Origin of the sequence: Arcobacter acticola (assembly GCF_013177675.1) — a bacterium.
GTDB lineage: Bacteria > Campylobacterota > Campylobacteria > Campylobacterales > Arcobacteraceae > Aliarcobacter > Aliarcobacter acticola.
Genome location: NZ_CP042652.1, coordinates 1,862,190 through 1,886,903 on the forward strand (window position 1 = coordinate 1,862,190; position 24,714 = coordinate 1,886,903).

A 24,714-nucleotide genomic window follows, 5' to 3' on the forward strand; every position below is an offset into this window, starting at 1 on the left:
TTAAACCTCAGCCATTGTTTTTATTTTTTTTCTTCTTTTTTATCATCTTTTACAAATTTATGTCCAGAGAATACTATACCAATATCACCTTCTCTCCAGAAAATTGTTCTCCATATTTGATAATAAATATGTGACATAACCCACATCAAAATCAAATACATAGCTGTATGGTGAGCAATTCTAACGCCCATATTCCCACCAAACACCGTAAGTGTCCAATCAGTTGCTATATGTAACATTGTAGGCCACCATGTTCCTATTGAGCTCTCACCTGATGCTAAACCATGAACATATAATTGAAGTCCAGTTAATAACATAAACACTAATAATATATGAAAAAATGTAAAAAACACAATATTATAAGAATCACTGTGAGTTGAATCAAACTTTTTTCTTCTATTAAATGTAATTAAGTTAAAAAATACTTCCCAAAATTCAATAAAATTTTGTTTTGTTGGTAAAATTTTTTTATATGGTTTATCAAAATTTGAAAACAAATATAAATAACCAATTAATATAGCTGTAACATCAAAAATAATTGCAGCTATAAAATGTCCCCATCTATTCCAAGCCATTACATACTTATCCACAGCAGGATCAGCAATAAAAGTTTGATAATAAGGATGACCAATATATAAACCGGTTGCAACAGCTACTATCATACAAAACGCATTCGTCCAGTGAATGGTTCTCATAGTAGCTGTCATTCTCTCAACCCTTTTCATTTTAGGCACGGCTTGTTCCTCCAATTGGATCTACTTTATAAACACCTAGTTCTTTTCCATTAGTATCAATAATATGCACAGCACAAGCAATACATGGATCAAAACTATGTACAGTTCTTAAAATCTCTAAAGGTTGATCAGGATTCGCTACTTTTGTACCTATTAATGATGATTCATAAGCACCAAGTCTTCCTTTGTAATCTCTTGGAGCTGCATTCCAAGTAGATGGAACCACCGCTTGATAATTTTCAACTTTTCCATCTTTTATTTTAACCCAATGACCTAATCCACCCCTTGGAGCTTCAGCCATACCATATCCTTGTGTATTTGCTGAAACATTATCAAAATTAAATTCGGTCCATGTAGATAAATCACCATGAGCCACATTTGAAGCTAATTCATCAACCCATTCCATCATAACATCAGCCATTAATTCAGTTTCAATAGCCCTAGCAGCTGTTCTTCCCACAGTTGAAAATAAAACTTTAATAGGTAAGTTTCCATTTTTTAAGAATGTTGTTACATATTTAGAAATTCTTTCATCTCCCTTTGCAACTCCAATTATCATACGAGCTAATGGCCCTACTTCCATTCTTTCATCATCATGAAGTGGTGATTTAATCCAAGTATATTTATTTTGAGTATCTAAATAAGCGATATTGTCTTCTTTTTTCCCAAAACCTGTATAATTTGGCTTAGTTTCACCATCATATGGATGTAAATTTGTTTTACCTTCATACCATGCATGTGTTACATCTTCTGTGATTTTTGTTTGATCTACTTCAAAAACTTTTGATAAATCTCTATTTTTTACAATTCCAGATGGAAATAATTTAGCAGCTTCATAAAATGGTGTATCATCAAGTCTAAAGTCACCATAAGACATATAGTTTCCTATACCTCCGCCAATACCTTCAAGAGCTTCATCAGTATACATGGTTCCTGCCATATAAATATCTGGTAAATATGCTTCTTTTGTAAATTTTTGTGCTAATTTTAGTATTTGTTTAAATTCAGCGATTCTTGCAGGATTTTTAATATCTTGAACACAAGTTACTCCTCCCACTACAAATGATTGTGGATGTGGATTTTTACCACCAAAAATTGCCATCATTTTAGCCAGTTCTCTTTGTATTTCCAAAGCATCTAAATAGTGCGATAAACCAATTAAATTTTGTTCAGGAGTCAGTTTAAAACCCTTTGAACCCCAATAAGCATTTCCAAAAATTCCAAGCCTTCCTTGTTTTACATATCTTGTGACTCTTTCTTGAACTGCTGCATAATTATCTTCACTTGCATTCCAAGGTCTATGAGCTGAGAGTCCTGCCCATTTTTGTGCTTCAATAACTGTTTTTTTAGGATCAGCTTCTAAGGCTTTTGTAATATCAACCCAATCAAGAGCATGTAAATGATAAAAATGAACAATATGATCGTGTAAATATAAAGCACCTTGAATTAAGTTTCTAACTAATCTTGCATTTTTAGGAATAGTAATTTTAAAGGCATGTTCAACAGCTTCAATACTTCTTTGATAGTGAGTACCTGTACAAACTCCACAAATTCTCATGGCTAATAAACCACAATCCCTTGGATCTCTTCCTTTTAAGATAGTTTCAATACCTCTAAACATCGTTGAAGAAGAAAAGGCATCTACTACAACATTATTTTCATCTATTATTGCTTCAATTCTAAGATGTCCTTCAATTCTTGTAATTGGATCAATTACTAAGTGTTTCTTTGCCATTATTTTTCTTCCCCTTCTCCTGATTTTTTACCTGCAACAGCTGAAGCTATTGCATGAACTCCAATACCAACAGCAGTTGCTGTTAATAAACCTAAACCAAATTCATCTACAGTTTTTTCAACTCCACCTGTTGGTGCTTTGATTTTTGCATCTGCCATTGGTCTTTCATATGCATATTTATCCCAGAAATCAGGCTCACTACATCCAATACAACCACGTCCTACACCAATTGGCCAGTTTGTTCCTTCGTTATATCTAACTATTGAGCAGTTATTAAAAGTCATAGGACCTTTACATCCAACTTTATATAAACAAAAGTTGTTTTTAGCACCCTCATCTCCCCACTCTTCAACAAATTCACCTGCATCAAAGTGTGCTCTTCTTTCACAATTATCATGAATTCTATATCCAAAGGCAAATTTTGGTCTTAAAAGTGAATCAAGTTCTGGAATTTGACCTGTTAAAACATAGTGTAAAATAACTCCGACCATATTTGCAGGATTTGCAGGACAAGCTGGAATATTTACAATTGGTTTTCCTTTTACTAAATCCATAACCCCAACAGCGCCTGTTGGATTTGGAGCAGCAGCTGGAACTCCTCCAAATGTAGCACAAGTTCCAACAGCTACAATTGCAGCTGCATCTTTTGACATTCTAATTAAGTGATCATGAAAAGTTTCACCCATAGCACCAATAGTTCCATATTGACCATTCATTGCCATTGGAATTGCACCTTCTACAAATAAAAGATATTTACCTTTAAAGTGATGAACCGCCTCTTCAAGTTGCTTATCAGCATCATGACCCGCTGCAGCTTGTAATGTTTCATGAAATTCTAAAGATAATACATCAAAAAGTAAATCATCAACGGTTGGAGCTGAACTTCTTAATAGTGCTTCAGAGTTTCCAGCACAGTCTTGTAACTCAATCCAAATTACAGGGACTCTATTCATAAGTTCAGTTGCTTCTGCCACAAGTGGTGCAAACATTGGAGGAAGCATTAATGTAGCAGTTGTTGCACTAACCCACTTTAGAAAATCTCTTCTATTTACTCCCTCACTTTCAATAATATCCATCATATCAATATCTTTAAGAGGTTCTTGTGCCCTTAAATCTGATAATCTTTGTTTAGCTTGAACAAATAAATTATTATAAAAAACTTCCCCTTTATTTGTTTCAACCCTTCCTGATTTTTGTGTAAAAACTTTTTTTACCATATCTGCTGAATTAATCATAAGACCTAGTCTCCTTATTAAAAATGAATGTTCATTTACTTATTCGTAAATTAACAGTAAAAAACTTATGCATTACTTAATTGATATTTAAGTAATGTAGCATGAAAATAGCATTGTTTATTTTTTATAATATAAGAAAAAGTATAAAGTCCCAAGGGGATGGATTATTTATGAATAAGTATTCATTTATATTAAATAAATACTATTTTTTTTGAGTTTTATAATTTAATAGATTCTTTTTATATTTGTTACAAATATATACATCTTTTTAAATTTAATGGCTAGTGCAAACAGAACAAACATCAAAACTTCTTAGAACTATTCTTGCTATTTCTATAGAAGGAGCACCAATAATTGCTTTTTGAGCGATACCCTTTTGAGTTTTATTTTCAGGACCTAAATTCCAAACAGTTGGAGTAATAACATCATATTTAGATATTTTTCCTTTTTTTATATCTATTTTATGAAATAAAGAACCTCTACATGCTTCAAGAACCGAGGATCCATTTGCACTTTCTATATCTTTTAAAGATACTTTTGGCTTGATAAATGATTCTTCACTAATATCTACTTTTTTTATTAATTCTTTTGTATTTTCTAATAAAAAAGCTAATTCATCTATTCTGGCCATTATTCTTGTAAAAGAAGAGTCTTTATAACTTTTATGTATATCTTTTATAAATTTTCTATTTGAAATCATAGCTCTAGCTAAAGGCCCTGTTTCAAAAAAGTCATTATCATAAGATACTGATTTTGACCATGTTGTTTTTTTATTGTCAAATTTATCATCTAAAACTAAAAAAGTATGTTCACTACTCTCTTTTATTTTTGATAAATCAAGTTTATGTGCTAACCTTTGTTTTATTTTTCCACTTTCAAATAAAAAAGAAGAACCTAAAGAAATAAATCTATCATAAGATTTCCCATATTTCTCCAAAGAATTTTTAAAAGATAAATCTTTAAAATATTTTAAATCAGCCCCTAATAAATCTAAATCATTTACACTATCAAAAGTTAAATATTTATCAAAAGGTACTCCTGCAATTGATTTTTCAAAAAATCTAATTGCACTATCCATATAGTTTTGCATTGAACTTAATTCTAAAAGCGTTGGATCACATACAACTCCACCTGGCATCATATATGAAGTGTGGGGCCATTGACCTCCTATTATTGCAAGAGCTTTTATGGTTTCACTAGCAGTTTTGCAAGCTTCCAACCAACGTGTACCTTTTAAAGGAGAGTAAATTCCCAAATCAGGAGTATCTAGTTTGATAATATCAGGAAGAATAAACATATAAAACCATTTTATATGAGAATCAATTATTTCAATATTTAAACCTATTTCTCGAAGTAACTTTGCTTTATTTGTAACTTGCAAAGGCTCATTTAGATTTTCATAAATATTTTCTAGCGCATCAACAGTAGCTTTTAAATGGGCTTGCCCACAAATTCCACAGATTCGTGGAGTATAAACCAAAGCATCAAGGGGAGCTTTTCCTTCTAAAATATACTCAAATCCTCTAAAATTTAGAAAATCAATTCTTGCATCACTTACAATATTGTTCTTCCAAGTACAAGATACCTTTGCTTCGCCTTCAATTCTCTCTACTATTTCAACTGTTTTCATATAATCAATCCATTAGCTTTTTGTTTAGTCTATCAATTTTAAAGGTTTTTGCAATTCCAGCTAGGGATAAGTAAGCTCGTTTAGAGATACCAATAGGAACGTCTTGTGGAATTCCTATATTTTTTTTGGTTTCTAACATATTTTCCCTTGGGAAATCACTTTCTGTACATCCAATACAGGGCATCCCTACTCTTGTTTTTGAGCTAATATCATTCCATAATATTTTATTACAAGAGCTATGAGTCATAGGACCACGACATCCTTGATCGTAAAATAAACAACCCTCTTTCTCTCCAAAAGCACCTTCTACTTTCCATTCAAAATATTCATTTCTTGTGCATCCATGGTGAGCTAAAGAACTATATAATTCTTTTGGTCTTTTTTCCTCATCTAAATTCATTTTTCCATAATCTCTTAATGAAAAAAGAGTTTGAAGTATCCATTCAGGATGAACAGGACAACCTGTTAGATTTATAATACTATGTTCAAGTTTATTAATAGTTTGTTTATCAATAGAATCATTAATTCCTTGAATATCATTGTTTTGAGTGAACTTTGTATGAATTCCACCATTTGAAGCACATGAGCCAACTGCTATTATATATTTTGATTTTAATGCTAGTTTATTTAAAAGATTAAAAGTTGTGTCATTTGAGATTGAGAAGAATTTTTCATTTGAAGTAATTGCACCTTCAATAAGTAAAAAATCTATTTGTTCTTTTTGATTTAAAATATCATCCAAAGTCTTTTCAATAGTTAAACTTGGATGATAAATAAGATTAAAGCTATTAAAAAAAAGCTCCAATCTTGAAGAGTTCGCACTTAATAAGGAATGGGTATTTCCATTACATGTAATTGCTTGAAACCATACTACAGTTGGTTTTTCTTTACTCGTCATACTTTAATGCTCGATATATATTATCAGCAACAGCATCTGAGTAAGTTAATAAATCTTTATCTAGCACTTTTTCTCCACTTAAAAAAGCAAAACCACCTAAGCATCCCATTATCATAGAAAAAGCTGGGAAAAAGTCTTGTTGTCTAAACTCTTTTTTAGAAGCACCTTCTTCTAGTAAAATCATAACTTCTGTTACAAATTCTCCTACACATAAGAAGCCCTCACAGCCTTGTTTAAACACTTCTCTATTTGATAAATATACTCTTAGAAAGTATTCAATTACTTCTGGTGAATTTTGTACATTTTCTAAATATCTTTTAACAAATATGTAAATTTTTTCTTTAGAAGAGACATCTAACTGATTAATTTCTTTTAATTCTTCAGCTAATATATTAGTTGAATATTTTATTGCAAATTTCGCAAGTTCTTCTTTTGAAGAAAAATAGTTATACATATTTCCAACACTCATCTTCATAGCTTTTGCTATATCTGGGATTGTTGTATTATAAAAACCTTTTTGAGAGAATAATTTTAAAGAATTTTCTATTATTGAATTTTTTTTAGTTTCTTTTGTATTAGAAATAGTATATCCTTCCTTGTATTATTTTTTATTATGATAATACAACTTTGTTTAAAATAAGCCACTATTAATTTAAAACATCACTCTGAATTATTATTAGTATAATTCAAGTAATAATTAATCTCACTTGGTGTTAAAATCTTAATAGTATTTGTACTTCCTTGAAGTCCAACCGGATATCCAACTGTTGCCACATAAGATTGATTTTTATCTAATAAACCTTTCTTATCTAAAATTGTTAACATTTCTTGAAACATTTTTGAAGCTTGATCTTCTTTTATTGTTCCAATAGCTTCAATACCCCAAATTGCAGTTAGTGAATTTAATACTTCTTCTTCATGAGTAAAGGCATAAATAGGAGTTTTTGGTCTATATCTTGACATTTTAATCGCAGATCTTCCAGAACTTGTAAGTGATAAAATTGCTTTTGCACCTAAATCATCTGCAAGTTTTGTAACTGTTGCTTGGATTACATCATATTTATCAAGATAAGCTAATTTATTTTGTTTATTATAGTTATAGATATCCTCTGTTCTTGCAATAATATTACTCATAGTATCAACAACATTAATAGGATCTTCTCCAACTGCACTTTCTTCACTTAGCATCACAACATCAGTTCCATCTAAAACAGCATTTGCAACATCTGAAATCTCTGCTCTTGTTGCTCTTTCATTTTGAGTCATTGAAAGAAGCATTTGAGTTGCAGTGATTACTGGAATTCCTACAGCATTTGCTTTTTTTATAAGCATTTTTTGAATTGTTGGAACATCATAGTAAGGAACTTCTATTCCAAGGTCACCCCTTGCAACCATTATTCCATCACTTTCTTCTATAATTTCATCTATATTTTCAACTGCATCAAACTTCTCAATTTTTGCTATTAATTTACCTTTATAACCATTTAGCAAACTTCTTGCTTTTTTCATATCTTTTGCATTTTGTACAAATGAAATTGCAAAATAATCAACTTGATTTTCAACTCCCCAAGCAATATCTTTTTCATCTTTTATTGTAATTACATCAATATCAATTACAGTATTTGGGAAATTCACACCTTTTTTCGAACCTAAGATTCCATGGTTTTCGATTCGTGCTTTTACTGTTTCTCCAGTTTCTATAACTTTAGCTCTTATAGTTCCATCATAAAGGTAGATATATTCATTTATTTTTACTTTATCTAAAATATCTGGGTAATTAATAGATACAACATAATCTTTATCACCTCTTTTATATCCAATCATATCATCTTTTAAAAACGTAATAATATCATCTCTATGAAGTTCAAATGGCTCTTTTACATCACCAATTCTTACTTTTGGTCCTGAAATATCTTGTAAAATTCCAACAGTTTTTCCTACATTTTTCATAGCTGTTCTTATATTATTCAATGTTTCTAAGTGATATTCATGACTTCCATGAGAAAAGTTTAATCTAAACATATTTGCACCAGCTTTAATTAATCCTTCAATCATTTCAATAGTGTGGCTCGCTGGGCCTAATGTTGCTAATATTTTTGTTCTTTTTTGCATAATTCTCCCTATACTTATAAAATAAAGTCAGTTGATAAAAAGTTCGATTTATGATCTCTTAAAATACTTGAAACAATCTCTTTATTTTCATTGTTATCTTTTATAGCAACCATTGATCTAATACTAAATGCTCTTAATGCATCACCAACTGAAAGTGTACTTTGAGCTGAATCTTTTCTTCCTGTAAATGGGAAAATATCAGGCCCTCTTTGACATTGAGCATTTATATTAACACGACTTACTAAATTTACTAAACTATCAATCATTTTTGCAATTTCATCTGAATTATTACCAAAAACACTTACTTGTTGTCCATAGTTTGATTCCATTAAATACTGCATTGGCTCACAAATATCTTTATATGTAAGAATTGGCACGATTGGTCCAAATTGCTCTTCATGATAAATTCTCATATCTTTATTTACAGGGAATAAAACAGCTGGGAACATAAATGTATTTTTAATTGTTCCTCCATCTTTATTTACTATTTTTGCACCTTTTGATGTTGCATCATCAATTAAATCTTTTAAATATGTAGTTTTATTTGCTTCTGGTAATGGAGTAATTTGAACATCTTTATCCCAAGGCATACCAAATTTTATTTCATCTACTTTTGCATTGAATTGCTCTAAAAAACTTCCAACAATATTTTCATGTATAAATAAAATTTTTAAAGCTGTACATCTTTGTCCATTGTAAGATAAACTTCCAGTAACACACTCATTAACTGCAACTTCTAAATTTGCATCAGGCATTACGATTCCTGCATTTTTAGCTTCTAAACTAAGTACTGATCTTAATCTATTTGGTTTTGGGTGATGATGCTCCATTGTACTTGCAACTTTTGAACTACCAATAAATGCTAAAACATCAATTTTTCCACTTTTCATTAAAGGTGTTAAAAGCTCAGACCCACTTCCATATAAAGTATTTACAATTCCCTTTGGAAAAGAATCTCTAAAAGCTTCAAGTAAAGGTCTATGTAATAAAACACCAAATTTTGGAGGTTTAAATATCACTGCATTTCCCATGATTAGTGCTGGAATTAAAGTTGTAAATGTTTCATTTAATGGATAATTAAATGGCCCCATACATAAAGTAACTCCAAGTGGAGATCTTTTTACTTGTGCTAGAATTCCTGATTCTATTTCTAATTGAGAGTTTTTTCTATCTAAAGTTTTTAGTGCTTCAATTGTATCTTTAATATAATCAACTGTTCTATCAAACTCTTTTTGAGAATCTTTTAGAGGTTTTCCAATTTCCCACATTAAAAGATTTACTACTTCTTCTCTTTTTTCAATCATTTTAGAAGTGAATTTCTCAACTGCTTTTATTCTATTAGCAACTGTCATTTGTGGCCATTCACCCATTCCATAATTATAAGCTTCCAGGGCAGAATCTAAAGCTTCTTGAGCTTCATTTTGAGTAAGTTTTGGATAAGTTCCTAGTTTTAATTGCTTACCATCTTTTAAACAAAGTGGAGAATAAACATCTTGTTTTTGTCCTTTCCAATGTTTTATAGTACCATTTATTAAATACTCATTTTGAGAAATTTCACCATCAAGTTTATACTCTTTTGGAACTTCTTCAATTGACGTAAATAAATTATCATATTTTTTATTAATTGTTTTCATAATCTTCCTTAAAATTCATAATAACATTATAATGATTAAAATATTAATTTAAACTTAAACATTATAATGTTATTATATAATGTTTATTTAATTTCATTTAATATAAACTTTTAAAACTATAGAACATAAGGATGACATTTGTTTACTAAAAAAGGTAGCCCTCTATACTTACAACTAAAAGATATTCTTTTAAAAGATATAAAAGAAAACTACAAAGCGGGAGAAATTATTCCAGCTGAACCAAAGCTTGAAGAAATTTATAAAGTAAGTAGAATTACAATTAGAAAAGCAATTGAAGAACTTGAAAGAGAAAATATAGTTGAAAAAAAACAAGGTCGAGGTACTTTTGTATTAGAGCAAAAAATTCTTTATGATGCAAATGCAATAGGTTCTTTAACACAAAGACTATCTAAGCAAAATCATAAATTAGAAACCAAATCTATTAAGTTTGAAATAATAGAAGGTGAGCATTTTGTAAAAGATCTACTTTTATGTAAAAAACTTCTATGTATTAAAAGATTAAGACTTCTTAATGGTATTCCATTTGCGTTAATGCGTAATTATATGGATTATGAAAAAGTACCTAATATTGAAAAAAACTTTAATATAGAATCTTTATATACTTATTTAAAAGATGAATATGAAATAGAATTTTATAATGCTCAAGAAACAGTGGAAGCAATAGCGCCTACAAAAAAAGAGGCAAAAGATTTAAATATTAAAGACTCTACTCCTTTATTATCTTTACATAGATTATCTTTTGATAAAGAAAATAAGCCAGTGGAATACTCAGAAGTAAGAATTAAAGCAGATATGTATAAACATAAAATTTATTTACATAATGATAATATTTCTAATAATCCTTCATAAAAAAGAGGAGAACTCCTAAGATATCGAAAGAACTTTTAAGAAAAATAATCTTACTTTATTCAGTTTCCCAAACTTTTTTTGTTTAGGAAATGAATATTTATACTTCTAAATTAAATAAAAAATTTCTCATCTAAAGTATCAATTAATTCTTGAACAGAAGCAACTGAATTTGCAAATAACTCTTTTTGTTCTTCATTTAGTTTTAACTCAATAATTTTTTCAATTCCATTGCTTCCTAACATAACAGGAACTCCACTTACAACATTTTTACAATCATATTCCTGACTTCCGCGATAAGACACACAAATCAATATCTTGAAATTTCAAATAATATCTAAAATCTGTTTTTGTATTTCAGATGGATTAATAGGTATTATTTCATCATCTATTTTTACAGCAATTATATGCTCAATAATTTTGCGTAAAAATTTTTGTGAGAAATCAAATTTAACATCATTTAGTTTTAATTTTCTTTCAAACTCTTTATAGATTGCATAAGATACAAACGAAATTAAGATATGAGCTTTTATTCTTGTTTCTAGTCTATGATAAATAGGTCTTATTTTTAGATCAGTCTTTGAGATTCTAAAAGCTCGTTCTACATCATATTGATTATTATAGTGTTCAATTATTTCATTTGCTGTAAGATTAAAATCATTTGTTATAAATCCTTTGATACCATCTAATTTTTGATCTTCAATTATTTTTTGATTATTGATATTAAAAGTGATATCACATTTATGATCATCAATATTAAGATATTTAGCATAGTATGATAGTTTTAAATCTTTTTTTGTGATATTTTTTGTAGTCTTTATTTTCTCTTCTAATCTTTGCAATGCTTTATCTCTATTGTACTTATCTTTTTTTGCTCTTTTGAATGAATATGAAAGCACTAATCTTTGATTTACATTTATTGATTTTGAAACGCTAGTATCTTCATCTATTTTTTCTTTATAGGATATATCTTTATTAAATTTTAGTGTATGAATAGTACCATCATCAATAAATGTTAGATTTGTGATTTTTTCTTTTAAATCACTTGCGATACTTCTTGTTTTAGCAGCTAAAATATATTTATAATTATTCTCTTCTAAATAAGCTATATTTGCATTATTTAACATTCCACGATCAGCTACAACTATAGGTTTATTTGGAAGAACAAATTTCTCTTGGAATTTTTTGAGTATATCTACTAGTGTATGGCCTTCATATTTATTACCCTCATAAACTTCAAAGCTTAATGGATATCCTTGCAGTGTTGTAAACAATCCTAGTTGTATCTGAGGACGTGCTAATTTACCCTCTTTACTAAATCCAATACGTCTAAGATCATCTTCACTCTCACTCTCAAAGTATAATGTTGTTACATCATAAAAGGTTAATACTATTTCACCTTTCATTATATTTTTTGTATATTCAAATACACAGGTCTCTATTTTTGATTTTATTTCATCTTGGTACAAAGTATCTAAAAATCTATATATTTTATCACTTGTTATATCAATATTTTTAAAGTAACTTAGATAGTTTATAAGTTCAAGTTTACTCCCTGGATATAATAATCTTGAAATCACCAAACTTTTAAACAAAAAGTTTTTATCCTCTTTATTCCTAATATTTTTTGTATTTATATCTTTAAATAAATCATTACATCCAATATTATTAAACAATTTTCCAAATATAAGCTCATCACCTATTGGAATAAAGTCTTGTGTATTTAAACTTGAAAGTAGTTCTTTAAGTAGTATCTTTTTATTTGATTCTGATATTTTATTTGCAAAAAGATTTTGAGATAAATCATTGATTTTTACAAGAGCTTTTTCATAAAATTTTTCAATCTCTAGATCTTCAAAACTACAACCAATAGTTTCAACTACTTTGTATCCTCTATTTGTTCTATCTAATATTTGAACACTTATACTACCACTAGCATTTTTCTTTTTTCTAACTCTTAAATTCATAAAGAAATTTTAACAAATATACCCTTGAGACACACAAATAGTGTTTTCTTATTACCTATAAAGCCCTTTATTTAGGGATTCATATTTTTAAATTATTGATTTATTGAGTTATCGCGGAAGTCAGGAGGAGAACTCCTAAGATATCGAAAGAACTTTTAAGAAAAATAATCTTACTTTATTCAGTTTCCCAAACTTTTTTTGTTTAGGAAATGAATATTTATACTTCTAAATTAAATAAAAAATTTCTCATCTAAAGTATCAATTAATTCTTGAACAGAAGCAACTGAATTTGCAAATAACTCTTTTTGTTCTTCATTTAGTTTTAACTCAATAATTTTTTCAATTCCATTGCTTCCTAACATAACAGGAACTCCACTTACAACATTTTTACAATCATATTCTCCATCAAGCATAACTGAACATGGATATATTTTTTTGTTATTATATAAAATTGCTTCTACCATTAAAGAAGTTGCATGAGCAGGTGCATAATAAGCAGATCCTGTTTCAAGAAGTTTTACGATTTGAAGTCCACCATTTTTTGTTTTTGTAACGATATCTTCAATATCTTCTTTACTTAAAAGTTCAGGTAAACTAACACCTGCAACTGTTGAATAATTAACTAAAGGAACCATAGCATCACCATGACCACCCATTACAGATGATTCGATTTGCCCTGCTCCATATCCTAATTTTTCACAAATAAAATGAGACATTCTAGCGCTATCTAAAATTCCAGCCATACCAATAACATGTTCTCTTGGGAATTTAAGTATTTTAAGTGCTGCATAAACCATTGCATCAAGTGGATTTGAAACAATAATTATTTTTGAATTTGGAGCATATTTTTTAATATCTTCTAAAACAGCTTGCATAATTTTTGCATTTGTTAAAAGTAAATCATCCCTACTCATTCCTGGTTTTCTAGGAATCCCAGCAGTGATAACGATAACTTCACAATCTTTTAAATCTTCACCACTCTTAGCAGCTTTTACCATAGTATGTGACTTTTCTGCATTTGCTGCTTGTGAAATATCTAAAGCCATAGCTTCAACTATATTTTCTCTAATATCTTTTAAAACAATTGATGAGCAAATTCCCTTTGATGCAAGTGAATATGCAAGTGTAGAACCTACATTTCCAACACCAATAATTCCAACTTTCTTATTTTCCACCATAAATCCTTAATTATCTTTTATATCTTTATAAATTTATTCTTGCCATGCACTAATAGCATTTAGTAAACCAGCACTTGAAGAATCCATATCTTTATAAGAGTAGTCTTTTTTATTATCACAATTTTGAACATGAGATAACATTTCAGATGCTAACTCTTTTCCAAGTTCAACACCCCATTGATCAAAAGAATCAACTCCCCAAATAATACCTTCTACAAAAACTCTATGCTCATATAAAGCAATAATTTTTCCTAAAGTTTTAGGGTCTAATTTTTTGTATAATAAAGTAGAAGAAGGTCGATTTCCATTAAACTGTCTATGAGGAGCAAGTCTAATTGACTCTTCATGGGAAACACCTCTTTTTTCTAATACTCTAATAACCTCATCAACTCTTCGTCCTGCCATTAAAGCTTGACTTTGTGCTAAACAGTTTGCTATTAATAAATCATTGTGCTCTTTCATATTGCTTTCTGACTTATTAACTCCCAACATAAATTCACAAGGAACTATTTGAGAACCTTGATGTAATAATTGGAAAAAAGAGTGTTGAGAATTAGTTCCTGCATCACCCCAAACAATTGCACCTGTTTTTTCATATAACATTTCACCACTTGAAGAGATACTTTTTCCATTACTTTCCATGTCAAGTTGTTGAATATACGAAGGAAATGAACTAAGTCTTTGATCATAAGGCAAAATTGCTCGTGTTGGATATTCACAAATATTAATATGCCAAATTCCAATTAGTCCTAAAAGTACTGGCATATTTTCTTCAAGTGGAGCATTTTTGAAATGTTGATCCATTTCATAAGCACCATCTAAAAATTCAGCAAAATTTTTTGTTCCAATTGCAATCATAACACCTAACCAATAGAACTCCAAATAGAATATCTTCCACCAACCCAATCCCAGTATCCAAATACACGATTATCTTTAATACCAAAATCTTTAGTTTTTTCTAAAGCTGTTGAAATAGCTGCAAAATGTTCACTTACATTTTGCTCACCTACTGCATCTTTCATCCAAGTTAATGCTGTTTTAGCATTAGTCATTGTTTCAATAGTAGTAAATGTTTTTGAAGCAATTAATATTAAAGTTCTTTTTGGATTTAAATCAGCTAACACATCTGTTATATGTGAAGAGTCAATATTAGATACAAAATGTACATTTGGTCCATCATGAAAAGGTTTTAAGGCTTGAGTTACCATTGCAGGTCCCAAGTGAGAACCACCAATTCCAATATTTACAATATCAGTAAATGATTCATTACTTGAAGATAGAATTTTTCCATCTCTAATACCATTTGCAAATTCTTCCATTTTCTCTAAGCCATCATGCACATCTTGCATAATATCTCTATTGTCAACATATATAGGATTATCTAGCTTATTTCTAAGAGCTATATGTAAAACTGCTCTATTTTCAGTGATATTTATTTTATCACCTCTATACATTGCATCTCTTTTTTCTTCAACATCACAAACTCTTGCAAGTTTAAAAAGTGTATTTAATACATCTTTATTCATATGAAGTTTAGAATAATCAAGAATCATATCATCAATCGAAGTTGAAAATTCTTCAAATCTTTTTGGATTTAAAGTAAATAAATCACTAATTGAGAGATTTTTTAATTGGCTTCTAATTTGCTTTAATCTTGCAAAAAGAATATCTCTTTGTTCATCCATTACTAAGCCTTGTTTCCATTGATTTTCGCAATTGAGCTTTTAGCAATTCTAGTGATTTCTTCAAACTTTTTCTCTTTTAATAAGTTTTTAGGAACTAGCCATGAACCACCCACACATAGAACATTTTTTAAGTCTAAAAAGTCATTCATATTATCTAAACTAACTCCACCTGTTGGGCAAAAATTCATTTTAGGGAAAGGTCCAGAAAAAGCTTTTAAAAGATCTATTCCACCAACTTGAACAGCTGGAAATAGTTTACAAGCAAATAAACCATTATTTTGTGCAAGCATAATTTCTGATGCGTTTGAAACACCTGCAATTAAAGCAATATCATTTTGCTTTGCACTTTGTATTAACTCTTCACTAATACCAGGTGAGAATATAAAAGCCGCACCATGTGCAATTGAATCTTCTAAATCTTTTTTATTACAAACAGTTCCTGCTCCCACATTCATAGATGGCATCTCTTTTGAGATTAACTCAATAGCTTTTAATCCAGTAGGTGTTCTTAAAGTAATCTCCATGATGTTTATTCCACCATCTTGTAAAGCTTTTGCAAGTGGTAAAGCATCTTCTATATTATCTAAAGCAATAACAGGAACGATTGGCGAAATACTTAATACTTCTGTTGCGTTTAATTTCATCTTAACTTCTCTCTTTTCCAATAATATCAAAAATAGTAGCACCCTCTTCTGCTGTACTAATATTTGCTCTAACTATTGAGAATAAATTTCTTCCATAATTAGCGTGATTTGCAGATAAATCTGCTTTTTTTATTTGTCTTCTAATTTTTTCTTCTGAAGGTATTTCTAAATTTAATTTTCCGTTTTTAACATCTAAACAGATAATATCACCATCTTCAATAAGTGCAATATTTCCACCTTTTGCAGCTTCTTCAACAAGATGAATAGCTGATGGAACTTTTCCTGAAGCCCCTGACATTCTTCCATCTGTTACGATGGCAACTTTATAACCTTTATCTTGAAGAACTCCAAGTGAAGGTAATAATCCATGAAGTTCAGGCATACCATTTGCTTTTGGACCTTGGTATTTTACAACTGCTACAAAATCTTTGTCTAATAAACCTTTTTTAAATGCATCTTTTAATTCATCTTGAGTTGAAAAAACCATAGCAGGAGCTTTTACATATAAATGCTCTTCTTTTAGTGCTGAAGTTTTTATAATACTTCTTCCTAAATTTCCTTCAAGTAAAGTGATTCCACCCTCTTTTGAAAAAGGAGCTGCTACACTTGAGATAATATCTTTATCTCTTGAAACTGTTGCACCTTTGTTAAAAGTTAATACATTATCTTTTAATGATGGTTCAACAATATAATTTTTTAAACCAAAACCAACTACAGTATTTACATCTTCGTGTACAAGACCTGCATTTATTAATTCATGAATAACAACGCTCATACCACCTGCATCTCTGAAGTGATTAACATCAGCACTTCCATTTGGATATAACTTACATAAAAGTGGAGTAACTTTTGAAATCATATTAAAATCATCCCAATTTAAAATAATTCCAGCAGCTCTTGCCATTGCAATTAAATGGATAGTATGATTTGTAGAACCACCCGTTGCCATTAACCCAACTATTGCATTAACAAAACTTTTTTCAGTCACAATATCTGCTATTGGTGTGAAATTATTTTTAAACGCTGTTAAATTTAATAGTGTTCTTGATGCTTCTTGTGTTAATTCATCACGAAGTAATGTATTAGCATTTACAAAAGAAGAGTTAGGCATTTGTAGTCCCATCATCTCTAAAAGCATTTGATTTGAATTTGCAGTTCCATAAAAAGTACAAGTCCCACTACTATGATACGAAGCTGCTTCTACTTTAAATAGTGCCTTTTCATCAACTTTACCTTGAGCAAATTCTTGACGTACAGATGCTTTTTCTTTATTTGAAATACCAGATGGCATTGGACCAGCTGGCATAAATATTGCAGGTAAATGTCCAAAAGATAAAGCTCCAATTAGAAGTCCTGGAACAATTTTGTCACAAACTCCTAAAAATATAGCTCCATCATAAACATTATGAGATAAGCCAATTGCAGCACCCATTGCTATATTATCTCTTGAAAATAGACTTAATTCCATTCCTTCAAAACCTTGTGTAACACCATCACACATAGCAGGAACTCCTGATGCAACTTGAGCAGTGGCACCTTCTTGTAATAAAGTTCTTTTTATAAGTGGAGGATATACACTAAAAGGCTCGTGAGCAGATAACATATCATTATATGAAGTAACTATTGCTATATTTGGAGTAAGCATATTTGACATAGCTTCTTTTTCAACGCTGCTCATAGGAGCTATTGTATGTGCTAAATTACTACATCCCATTTTTGATCTATTTACTTTTTTAGAGCTAACTTCTTTAACTCTATTTAAATAAATTTCACGACTTGTTTTTGATCTTTCTATTATATTTTGTGTAACTTCTAGTATTATTTCATTCATTTGTAATATACCTCAATTTTTTTCTTATCTTGATTTAATATTGCAGAGATAGGCATGTCATTGCTATTTGCACCTTCAAGAACTTTTTTATATACATTTCGTTTTTCAACACCTTCAAAGTGCAAATAGATATTAGAAGCACTTAATATTGCTGTTTTAGTTAGACTCATTCTTTCATAAGGAGCTGTATCTGGTTTCATACAAATACAAATTTTATTGAGAGTTTCTAATGATTCTTTTAATTTAATATTATTAGGAAATAAAGAAGCTGTATGTCCATCATTTCCCATACCTAAAATTAGTACATCCAAAGGAAATAACTCTTTTTTATAAATATCTGAACAAAGCTCTTGTGCATCTTCAATATTTATATTTTCTTGATACATTGATACAAATTGTGCTTTTTTTGCAAAATTTACTAAAAGTGAATCTCGAACAAGTTTTTCATTTGAATCTTTATGATTTTTATCAATCCATCTTTCATCACAAAGGGCAATTTTTACTTTTTCCCAAGGAATATCAAAAGAACTAAGTTTTTCAAATAAAGGTTTAGGAGTACTACCTCCTGAAACCAATAAAGAAGCACTACCTTTATGTAGTATTGCTTCTTCTAAATTTGCAATAATTTTTGAACTTAAAGCATCAATTAATTCTTTTTGCTCTAAAAAGAAATGTTCATTATTATTCTTCATGCCAATCCCTACCATCTTTTGCAACTAATTGAATACTTGCACTTGGTCCATTTGTTCCAGCTGTATATTTTTTCATAGGAACTAAATTATCTTCCCAAGCTTCAAGAATAGTATCAACCCATTTCCATGCACTTTCAACTTCATCAAGTCTCATAAATAAAGTAGGATTAGATCTTATAACATCAAGTAATAATCTTTCATAAGCTTCATTTTTTCTTTTTAATGTACAAGGAGTCATTAATTCAAGATCAACTTCTTCTAGTCTCATATTTTTACTTAAATCTGGAACTTTATTAATTAAACTTAATGTAATACTCTCTTCAGGTTGAAGTGTAATTACTAATCTATTTGAAGATACGGGCTCTCCATTATTTTGAAAAATTGAATGGGGAACATTTTTGAATTGAATAACAATTTCAGAATTTCTTTTTTGCATTCTTTTTCCACTTCTTATGTAAAAAGGAACGCCATTCCATCTCCAGTTATCTATATCTACTTTTAAAGCTGCAAAAGTTTCTGTTGTACTTTCAGATACTCCATCACCTTCTAAATATCCAGGAACTGGTTGTCCATTTATTGAACCTTTTTCATATTGAGCTCGAACAGTATTTGAAGCTACGTTTTCTCTAGTAATTGGTCTAAGAGATCTTAAAACTTTTACTTTTTCATCTCTAATACTATTTGCATCTAAAGAACATGGTGGTTCCATTGCAATTAAACAAAGTAGTTGCATAAGATGATTTTGAATCATATCTCTCATTGCACCAAATTGGTCATAATATCCCCATCTACCTTCAACACCCACACTTTCTGCAACTGTTATTTGTATATGATCAATATTAGTAGAATCCCAAAGTGGCATCATAATTCTGTTTGCAAAACGAAGAGCTAAAATATTTTGTACAGTATTTTTCCCTAAATAATGATCAATTCTATAGATTTGATTTTCAGTAAAATAACTTAACACCTGATTATTTATTTCTCTTGCAGATTCTAAATCTCTACCAATTGGTTTTTCTAAAACAACACGACTACTTGGTTTTATTAAACCCCAATGATTTAAAGATTTACAAATGTCACCAAAAAAACTAGGCGATGTAGATAAGTAAGAAATTCTATCTTCATTCGTACTTTTATCTAATAATTTTTTTAAATCTTTGTAAGTATCGTTATCGCTAAAATCTACATAAACCGCATGTAAAAGTTTTTTAAACTTTTCAAATGCATCTTCACTAAATAATTCTGGTTCTATAAATTCGATTAATTTTTCTTTTGTAAGTTTTATATGCTCTTCTTGGCTTGTTTTTTGTCTCGAAACTGATATGATTTTACTATCAGCATCTAAATAATCATCATTAAAAAGATGATATAAAGCAGGGATTAATTTTCTAAAAGAAAGATCCCCATATGCTCCAAAAATTATGATGTCAGAAGAATTTTTTATTTCATTCATAAATTTCTATCCTTTATTAAAAACATGGCAACATAATAACATTATAATGTTATAATTGCCATTAAATATAATTAAAAATCTAACTCATTAAAAAAAGGAGGATTTGCACCTGTTCTACCTACACTAATAGCAGCTACTTTATTTGCAAATTTTAATGATTCTTCTAATGATTCTTTATCAATATTAATTAAATCTTTTTTTGAAAAACTTTTGTGTTTAGATAGTGAATATAATAAGGCACCATTAAAGATATCTCCAGCACCAATAGTATCTACCACTTCAACTTTTTCTCCACGAGAAGTTACTTCATAATTCTTTGTTTTTATAATAGCTCCTTCACTTCCTTTTGTAAGAACGATAATACTAAGACCCAAATTTAGCCACTGTTTGTATATTTCTTCAAAAGAACCATTTGGATATAACCATTCTAAATCTTCTTCAGATATCTTTATAATATCACTTTGAGATAATATTTTTTCAAATCTTTGTATAAAAAGTGATCTATCTTCTATAAAATTAGGTCTAACATTTGGATCATAGAAAACAATTTTCTTTGAGCTTTCTTTTGCAATGAAATTTTCAATTTCTGTTCCATTTGGTTCACTCATCAATGATATTCCACCAACATAAATAGTATCAACTACACTATCATCTAAAACAACATCTTTTAAGCAAATAGTTCTATTTGAACTATTTTCATCAAAAAAACTATATGTTGTAGTTCCATTTGCAATTTTTGCAAAAGCTAAAGTTGTGTTATTTGATGTTTCAATACAAAATGAAGTATTAACTTTTGAATTATTTAACTCTTCAAAAATCATTTCTCCGAATAAATCTTTAGAAACTGCTCCTAAAAAACCAACATTAGCTCCTAGTCTTCCTAAACAAATAGAAGTATTTAAAATCGCTCCTCCTATTTTTGGAATAAAAGCAGTTTCTTTACTATCTAAAGTAGTAGGTATCATGTCTATTAAAGCTTCTCCACAACATATAATCATTTTGTATTATCCTTTAGTATTTTTGCTATTGTTTATTATAATTTATAACTGTATTTTCAACACCATTTTCCCAAATACTGTTTAAGAATTTTGAGAATGTATTTGCAAAATATTCGTTTTGTGCTAAATTTCCGTAGATATCTTCCATTTGAATGAAAACTATTGGATTAGTTTTTGCTTCTAAAGCCAACTCTTTTAATTTATCTTTTCTACCATCATTTATATCTATTGCTTTATTATTTTCATCAGTACCAATTGAATAACGACACCATAAAGCACACGTTAATATTAAACCGTCAACATTTACATTGTTTTTAATTCCGCTTTTAATACTATCTATAATAAATTTAGGTTGTTTGTTTGAATTATCAAAACAAATCCTTGTAATCGTATCTTTAATATATGGATTAGCAAATCTATTTAAAACAGTATTATAATACTTATCTAAATCAACATCAATAATATTTTTTAATACAGGTATTACTTCTTTATTCATAATATTATCTAAAAAAGTTTTTACAGTTTTGTGTTCTAATGCTTCATGAACATAATCAATATTTAATAATGCACTCACAGATGAGATAGCAGCATGAGAACCATTAAGCATTCTGATTTTCATTAATTCATATGCTTCGATGTCTTCCACAAACATAACACCTACTTCTTCTAAAGCTGGTCTTCCATTACAAAAGTTATCTTCTATAATCCATTGAATAAATGGTTCACAAAAAACAGGTCTATTATCAATATATCCATATTCACTTTGAATAAATGCTCTATCAGCATCTGTTGCAGTTGGTGTAATTCTATCAACCATAGAATTTGGGAAAGCTACATTTTTTTCAATATATTCACTTAATGCTGGATCTATTGCAGCAGATAATTTAACTACTACATTTTTTAATACATCTCCATTATGAGCTATATTGTCACAAGTTAATAAAGTAAAAGGAGCAAGACCTTTTTCTTTTCTAATTTTAAGTGCTTTAATTAATATACCAAATGCAGTATTTGGGCTATCTGGATTTTTAATATCTGCTTGAATTTCTTCGTTTTGAATATTAAAGTTACCATAAGAATCAATATAGTAACCACCTTCAGTAATTGTAAGTGAAACTATTTTAATATTTTCATTTATTAAAGACTCAACTAATAATTTATTATCAACTTCAATAAAATCAATCATTGATTGTAAAACACGTACACTTGTAGTTTCACTATCTCTTGAAACAACTGTTGTTAAGCAATCTTGTTTTAAAAGATCATTTCTCATAAAAGAATCATATTCTCTTAAACCTGCACCTACGATACCATAGTTTAAATCTTTTCTTTTATTAAATAAAGCATCTAAATAATATGCTTCATGTGATCTATGGAAATTTCCAACACCTATATGTATAATACCTGCAGTCAAATCAGCTTGATTATAATTATAATCAGCCTTATTGAAAGATTTGTTTTCTAAGAAATTTTTATTTAATATCATTTTATTGCCTTATCTTCATTGTCAAAAAAGTAAAATTTAGAGTCATCACAGTTTAAATATGCCGTATCACCTATTGCAAGATGATCTGGATTATCACTTTTAACTGTTATTATTTCATCATTATTAAGTTTCACATAATAAATCATATACTCACCTAAGTTCTCAACTAAATCAACTACCCCTGTAAATTTACAGTTTTCTTTAGTTGATAAGTTGAAATGTTCAGGTCTAACACCAACTGTTTTAACTGTATTTCTTCTATTGTCTAATCTATTTTCAATATTATTAACTATATATTGAGCTTCAGAAGAATTCTCTGTTTCAATAAAATTCATTTTAGGACTTCCTATGAAACCTGCAACAAATAAATTATCTGGACTTTTGTATAAATCATCAGGTGATCCAAATTGTTGAATTACCCCTGCGTTTAATACTACAATTCTATCTGCTAAAGTCATAGCTTCAACCTGATCATGTGTTACATAAAGCATAGTAGCTTCTAGGTGTTTATGTAATTTTGCAATTTCAATTCTTGTATTAGATCTTAAGTTTGCATCTAGATTTGATAATGGCTCATCAAATAAAAACACTTTTGGCTCTCGAATAATTGCACGTCCAATTGCTACCCTTTGTCTTTGACCCCCTGATAAATTTTTTGGTAATCTATCAAGTAAATTCATCATTTGTAAAGAAGTTGCTGCTTTTTTAACTCTCTCATCTATTTCTGCTTTTGGTACTTTTGCAACTTTTAAAGAGAATGACATATTGTCATAAACATTCATATGAGGATAAAGTGCGTATGATTGGAATACCATTGCAACTCCTCTTTTTGATGGAGGAGTATCATTGATTACTTCTCCATGAATTAAAATCTCACCACTTGTAATTTCTTCTAAACCAGCGATTGTTCTCATTAATGTTGATTTTCCACAACCACTTGGTCCTACGAAAACAACGAATTCGCCTTTTTTAATTTGTAAATTTGCACCTTGAATTATTGTATGACCTTCATAAGCTTTTACAACATTTCTTAATTCAACTCCTAACATATAAGTTCCTTTAATTTTTTTTAATAATTTCTAATATTCTAATAATTTTATTTAACAGCACCAAAGGTTAAACCTTGTACTAATTGTTTTTGACAGAACCAACCAAATACTACTATTGGAGCACATGCCAATGTTGAAATTGCTGATAACTTAGCCCAGAACAATCCTTCAGGACTTGAATATGAAGCAACTAGTGCTGTTAATGTTGCTGCGTCTGCTGAAGTTAAATTTATAGACCAAAACGCTTTATTCCAACACAATACAATACTTAATAGTCCAGTTGAAGTAATTCCACCCCAAGATAATGGTAAAACAATATGTCTCATCTCTTGAAGATAATTTGCACCATCTAAACTACAAGCTTCTAAGATATCTTTTGGTAAATCTTTAAAGTATGAGAATAACATCCAAATAATAATTGGTAAATTCATAAGTGCAAATATAATAATTAATACTATTTTTGTATCTAATAAACCAAATTTTTGTGCCATTAAATATATAGGAACTAATACTCCAACAGCTGGTAACATCTTAGTTGATAACATCCATAGTAAAACATCTTTTGTATTTTTCGTAGGAGAAAAAGCAAAAGAGTATGCTGCTGGAACTGCAATTATTAGTGATAATAAAGTTGCACCAAATGATGTAATAATCGAGTTCATTGCATGATGGAAATAATCACTTCTTTCATTTACTAATGAATAGTTTTCAAAAGTAAAATCAAATACAAATAACGGAGGTACAGCAATTGCTTGTAACTCTGTTTTAAAACTTGTTAATATCATCCAAAATATTGGGAAAAAGAATACAATTGCAATTAACCAAGCTAATGCAACTAGTAATCTATGGGTAATCTTTTGTTTAGTTTTATAAGTCATTTTTTATT

At 29.2% G+C, this 24,714-nt stretch carries 20 protein-coding genes and 1 pseudogene; 1 reads left to right on the top strand and 20 read right to left on the bottom strand.

What is annotated here, in order from left to right; all coding sequences use genetic code 11:
• Nucleotides 1–20: 20 nt before the first annotated feature.
• The 8 genes from AACT_RS09620 to AACT_RS09655 form a co-directional block, all read right to left on the bottom strand.
• Complete coding sequence (locus tag AACT_RS09620) at nucleotides 21–725, bottom strand: cytochrome b/b6 domain-containing protein (protein ID WP_172128635.1); 705 nt, start codon at nucleotides 723–725, stop codon at nucleotides 21–23.
• A 1-nt stretch (nucleotide 726) separates the two neighbouring features.
• Complete coding sequence (locus tag AACT_RS09625) at nucleotides 727–2,469, bottom strand: nickel-dependent hydrogenase large subunit (protein ID WP_172126600.1); 1,743 nt, start codon at nucleotides 2,467–2,469, stop codon at nucleotides 727–729.
• Complete coding sequence (locus tag AACT_RS09630; RefSeq protein WP_172126601.1) at nucleotides 2,469–3,704, bottom strand: hydrogenase small subunit; 1,236 nt, start codon at nucleotides 3,702–3,704, stop codon at nucleotides 2,469–2,471. Before AACT_RS09630 ends, AACT_RS09625 begins: the two co-directional genes overlap by 1 nt.
• 274 nt (nucleotides 3,705–3,978) lie before the next feature.
• Complete coding sequence (locus AACT_RS09635) at nucleotides 3,979–5,334, bottom strand: nickel-dependent hydrogenase large subunit (protein WP_172126602.1); 1,356 nt, start codon at nucleotides 5,332–5,334, stop codon at nucleotides 3,979–3,981.
• A 4-nt stretch (nucleotides 5,335–5,338) separates the two neighbouring features.
• Entirely contained in the window at nucleotides 5,339–6,232 is an 894-nt protein-coding gene (locus AACT_RS09640; protein WP_172126603.1) for an NADH-quinone oxidoreductase subunit B family protein, read from the bottom strand.
• Nucleotides 6,222–6,815 carry a TetR/AcrR family transcriptional regulator gene (locus tag AACT_RS09645; RefSeq protein ID WP_172128637.1) on the bottom strand — a complete coding sequence of 198 codons (594 nt, stop codon included), beginning with the start codon at nucleotides 6,813–6,815 and terminating at the stop codon, nucleotides 6,222–6,224. The genes AACT_RS09640 and AACT_RS09645 overlap by 11 nt, the downstream gene beginning before the upstream one ends.
• 77 nt (nucleotides 6,816–6,892) lie before the next feature.
• A complete protein-coding gene (gene pyk / locus AACT_RS09650; RefSeq protein WP_172126604.1) occupies nucleotides 6,893–8,344 on the bottom strand; it encodes a pyruvate kinase in 1,452 nt (483 codons plus the stop codon).
• Between the two features lie 14 nt (nucleotides 8,345–8,358).
• Nucleotides 8,359–9,978, bottom strand: coding sequence for an NADP-dependent glyceraldehyde-3-phosphate dehydrogenase (locus AACT_RS09655; RefSeq protein WP_172126605.1), 1,620 nt, complete (start codon nucleotides 9,976–9,978; stop codon nucleotides 8,359–8,361).
• Between the two features lie 138 nt (nucleotides 9,979–10,116).
• Between AACT_RS09655 and AACT_RS09660 the strand changes: the two genes are divergently transcribed.
• Nucleotides 10,117–10,848, top strand: coding sequence for a GntR family transcriptional regulator (locus AACT_RS09660; protein ID WP_172126606.1), 732 nt, complete (start codon nucleotides 10,117–10,119; stop codon nucleotides 10,846–10,848).
• A 110-nt stretch (nucleotides 10,849–10,958) separates the two neighbouring features.
• On the opposite strand, the gene AACT_RS09665 is transcribed toward AACT_RS09660, so the two are convergent.
• From AACT_RS09665 to AACT_RS09720, 12 genes and pseudogenes are all read right to left on the bottom strand, one after another.
• A complete protein-coding gene (locus tag AACT_RS09665; RefSeq protein WP_346726243.1) occupies nucleotides 10,959–11,150 on the bottom strand; it encodes a hypothetical protein in 192 nt (63 codons plus the stop codon).
• Between the two features lie 21 nt (nucleotides 11,151–11,171).
• Entirely contained in the window at nucleotides 11,172–12,812 is a 1,641-nt protein-coding gene (locus AACT_RS09670) for an IS1634 family transposase (protein WP_172125626.1), read from the bottom strand.
• Between the two features lie 230 nt (nucleotides 12,813–13,042).
• Complete coding sequence (locus AACT_RS09675; protein ID WP_172126607.1) at nucleotides 13,043–13,987, bottom strand: malate dehydrogenase; 945 nt, start codon at nucleotides 13,985–13,987, stop codon at nucleotides 13,043–13,045.
• Between the two features lie 36 nt (nucleotides 13,988–14,023).
• Nucleotides 14,024–15,675: pseudogene (gene pgi / locus AACT_RS15540) on the bottom strand (glucose-6-phosphate isomerase).
• 2 nt (nucleotides 15,676–15,677) lie between these two features.
• Nucleotides 15,678–16,319 (bottom strand): bifunctional 4-hydroxy-2-oxoglutarate aldolase/2-dehydro-3-deoxy-phosphogluconate aldolase, encoded by a 642-nt coding sequence (locus AACT_RS09685; RefSeq protein ID WP_172126608.1) that lies wholly within the window; start codon nucleotides 16,317–16,319, stop codon nucleotides 15,678–15,680.
• A 1-nt stretch (nucleotide 16,320) separates the two neighbouring features.
• Nucleotides 16,321–18,150 carry a phosphogluconate dehydratase gene (gene edd / locus AACT_RS09690; RefSeq protein WP_172126609.1) on the bottom strand — a complete coding sequence of 610 codons (1,830 nt, stop codon included), beginning with the start codon at nucleotides 18,148–18,150 and terminating at the stop codon, nucleotides 16,321–16,323.
• On the bottom strand, nucleotides 18,147–18,842 hold the full coding sequence (gene pgl / locus AACT_RS09695) for a 6-phosphogluconolactonase (RefSeq protein ID WP_172126610.1): 696 nt from the start codon (nucleotides 18,840–18,842) through the stop codon (nucleotides 18,147–18,149). Before pgl ends, edd begins: the two co-directional genes overlap by 4 nt.
• On the bottom strand, nucleotides 18,832–20,295 hold the full coding sequence (gene zwf / locus AACT_RS09700) for a glucose-6-phosphate dehydrogenase (RefSeq protein WP_172126611.1): 1,464 nt from the start codon (nucleotides 20,293–20,295) through the stop codon (nucleotides 18,832–18,834). Before zwf ends, pgl begins: the two co-directional genes overlap by 11 nt.
• A 71-nt stretch (nucleotides 20,296–20,366) precedes the next feature.
• On the bottom strand, nucleotides 20,367–21,293 hold the full coding sequence (locus AACT_RS09705; protein WP_172126612.1) for a carbohydrate kinase family protein: 927 nt from the start codon (nucleotides 21,291–21,293) through the stop codon (nucleotides 20,367–20,369).
• A 25-nt stretch (nucleotides 21,294–21,318) separates the two neighbouring features.
• Nucleotides 21,319–22,779 carry a mannitol dehydrogenase family protein gene (locus tag AACT_RS09710; RefSeq protein ID WP_172126613.1) on the bottom strand — a complete coding sequence of 487 codons (1,461 nt, stop codon included), beginning with the start codon at nucleotides 22,777–22,779 and terminating at the stop codon, nucleotides 21,319–21,321.
• A complete protein-coding gene (locus tag AACT_RS09715) occupies nucleotides 22,776–23,828 on the bottom strand; it encodes an ABC transporter ATP-binding protein (RefSeq protein ID WP_172126614.1) in 1,053 nt (350 codons plus the stop codon). The genes AACT_RS09710 and AACT_RS09715 overlap by 4 nt, the downstream gene beginning before the upstream one ends.
• A gap of 47 nt (nucleotides 23,829–23,875) precedes the next feature.
• Nucleotides 23,876–24,706, bottom strand: coding sequence for a carbohydrate ABC transporter permease (locus AACT_RS09720; protein ID WP_172126615.1), 831 nt, complete (start codon nucleotides 24,704–24,706; stop codon nucleotides 23,876–23,878).
• Nucleotides 24,707–24,714 lie beyond the last annotated feature (8 nt).